Annotated in this window: 3 protein-coding genes and 1 pseudogene; all 4 read right to left on the bottom strand. The window is 70.1% G+C overall.

Annotated features, from left to right (window positions below; all coding sequences use genetic code 11):
* Positions 1-155 (bottom strand): annotated as a pseudogene (locus FKV24_RS03405) (1-deoxy-D-xylulose-5-phosphate reductoisomerase); the annotation flags it as partial.
* 2 nt (positions 156-157) lie between these two features.
* Complete coding sequence (locus FKV24_RS03410; RefSeq protein WP_141481258.1) at positions 158-1,012, bottom strand: phosphatidate cytidylyltransferase; 855 nt, start codon at positions 1,010-1,012, stop codon at positions 158-160.
* The gene (uppS, locus tag FKV24_RS03415; protein ID WP_141481260.1) at positions 1,009-1,794 is read right to left on the bottom strand and encodes a polyprenyl diphosphate synthase; all 786 of its coding nucleotides are present in this window, start codon (positions 1,792-1,794) and stop codon (positions 1,009-1,011) included. Before uppS ends, FKV24_RS03410 begins: the two co-directional genes overlap by 4 nt.
* Positions 1,795-1,814: 20 nt before the next feature.
* On the bottom strand, positions 1,815-2,372 hold the full coding sequence (gene frr, locus FKV24_RS03420; protein WP_111265961.1) for a ribosome recycling factor: 558 nt from the start codon (positions 2,370-2,372) through the stop codon (positions 1,815-1,817).
* Positions 2,373-2,441 lie beyond the last annotated feature (69 nt).

The raw sequence follows: 2,441 nt of genomic DNA on the forward strand, positions 1-2,441 counted from the left end.
CACAGCGCGATCAGCGCTTCGACGTTGCGCCCGGCCGCCAGCACGCTGGCGCGCAGGCGGTCGGGATGGCGCGCGATCACGTCCAGCGCCGACCCGCCGATCGAGCCGGTGGCGCCGAGTACGGCGACTTCGCGGATGTCCGGTGCGGTCGACATGCTCAGAATCCGAACATCGCCTTGGCCAGCGCGAACGCGGGCAGCGCCGCCAGCACGCCGTCGAGCCGGTCGAGGACACCGCCGTGACCGGGGATCAGATGGCCGGAGTCCTTGAGCCCGACGTGACGCTTGAGCAGGCTCTCGAACAGGTCGCCGACCACCGAGAACAGCACCGCGACCACGCTGGCGAGCACCACCCACGGCAACTGGGCGATGCTGGCGCCGGCGAACAGGCCCAGAGCGATGCCGGTGGCGACGCCGGCGAGCAGGCCGCCGAGCAGGCCTTCGAGGGTCTTGTTGGGGCTGATACGCGGCGCCAGTCGGCGGCCGTTGAACAGCCTGCCTCCGAAGTGGCGTCCGGCGAAATAGGCGCCGGAGTCGGCCGCCCACACCACCGCCAGCGCGACCAGCAGCCAGCGGTGGCCGGTGTCGCCGTTGTCGGCGTGGATCCAGGCCAGCGCGCACCAGGCCGGGACCAGGCTGAGGGTGCCGGCGGCGAGCTTGATCGCGCGGGCGTGGGTGTCGTGGTTGCTGGCGAAGCCGTAGCGGCCGAGCCAGGCCAGCGCCAGCAGCCACCAGACCACGCCGATCACGGTGGCGATCTGCAGCAGGACGAAGCTGAATCCGCTGCTGGAGCGCGAGGCCCAGACCAGTGCGACCATCAGCGCCAGGTTGGCCGCCAGCAGGACCGCGCGGGCGAGGCTGTCGTCGACCTCGGCCAGGTCGAACCACTCCCACAGCCCGGCCAGGAACACCACCGCGGCGAGGGCCATCAGCCAGGGGGTGGGCAGCAGCAGGATGGCGGCGATCGCCATCGGCGCCATCACCAGGGCGGCGATCAGGCGGGTACGGGTCATTCGGAATTCTCTTCGTTTGGGGTCGCCAGGCCGGCGGCGGCCACCTGGGCGCCGGTCAGGCCGAAGCGGCGCTGGCGGCTCGCGTAGTCGTCCAGGGCGGTCTGCAGGGTCGCGACGTCCAGTTCCGGCCACAGCCGCTCGGTGAACCACAGCTCGGTGTAGGCCAGCTGCCAGAGCAGGAAGTTGCTGATCCGCAGATCGCCGCCGGTGCGGATGAACAGGTCCGGCGGCGGCAGCTCGGACAATGCGACCCGCGAGCCGAGCAGGGCCTCGTCGATGTCGGCCGGGGCCAGTCGCCCCGCGGCGACGTCCTCGGCCAGCGAGCGCGCGGCCTGGGCGATGTCCCAGCGGCCGCCGTAGCTGGCGGCGATGTTCAGGTGCAGGCGCTCGTTGCCGGCGGTGACCGACTCGGCATGCTCCATGCGCTGGCGGATCGCCTCGCTGAAGCGTTCGCGCTCGCCGATGAAGCGGATGCGCACGCCGCGCCGGTGCAGCTCCTCGACCTCGCGCTCGAGCGCGTTGAGGAACAACTTCATCAGCGCGCCGACCTCGTCCTCGGGGCGGGCCCAGTTCTCGCTGGAGAACGCGAACAGGGTCAGCGCGCGGATGCCGCGCTCCAGGCAGAAGTCGATGCAGACGTTGACCGCACGCGCGCCGGCGCGGTGGCCGATCATGCGCGGGCGTCGACGACGTTCGGCCCAGCGCCCGTTGCCGTCCATGATGACGGCCAGGTGGCGGGGAACGCCGGCGGCCGGCGGGGTCTTGGCGGGATCGGAGGTCATGAGGCCGACGGACAGACCCGTCAAACCGCCATGAGTTCCTGTTCCTTCGACTTGACCACCTCGTCGACGTCCTTGATCGCGCTGTCGGTCAGCTTCTGGATGTCCTCCTCGGAGCGGCGCACGTCGTCCTCGGTGACCTGCTTTTCCTTCAGCAGCTCCTTGACCTGGTGGTTGGCGTCGCGGCGGATGTTGCGGATCGCGACCTTGGCGTTCTCGCCCTCGGCATGCACGACCTTGGTCAGTTCGCGGCGGCGCTCCTCGGTCAGCGCCGGCAGGTTGATGCGGATCACCGTGCCGGCGGTGTTCGGGGTCAGCCCGAGGTCGGAATTGATGATCGCCTTCTCGACCGCCGCGACCATCTGCTTCTCCCACGGGGTGATCGTCAGCGAGCGCGCGTCGGTGACCGCGACGCTGGCGACCTGGGTCAGCGGCATGTCGGAGCCGTAGTAATTGACCTTCAGGTGGTCGACCAGCGCGGTCGAGGCACGGCCGGTACGGACCTTGGTCAGATCGTGGCGGAGCGCGTCCACGCTCTTGGTCATGCGGGTCTTCGCGTCAGTCTTGATCTCGTTGAGCATCGCCGGCTCCGGTCCTGTGTCGGTAACCGCGGGATTATAGCGGGGCTTGTCAACCGGGAGGCGCCCGGC

It is taken from the genome of Marilutibacter maris (assembly GCF_006546735.2).
GTDB classification, from domain to species: domain Bacteria; phylum Pseudomonadota; class Gammaproteobacteria; order Xanthomonadales; family Xanthomonadaceae; genus Marilutibacter; species Marilutibacter maris.

What these genes read in the sequence shown, in the direction of transcription:
- FKV24_RS03410 (WP_141481258.1), bottom strand. Translation starts at nt 1,012, where the DNA reads ATGACCCGTACCCGCCTGATCGCCGCCCTGGTGATGGCGCCGATGGCG.
- uppS (WP_141481260.1), bottom strand. Translation starts at nt 1,794, where the DNA reads ATGACCTCCGATCCCGCCAAGACCCCGCCGGCCGCCGGCGTTCCCCGC.
- frr (WP_111265961.1), bottom strand. Translation starts at nt 2,372, where the DNA reads ATGCTCAACGAGATCAAGACTGACGCGAAGACCCGCATGACCAAGAGC.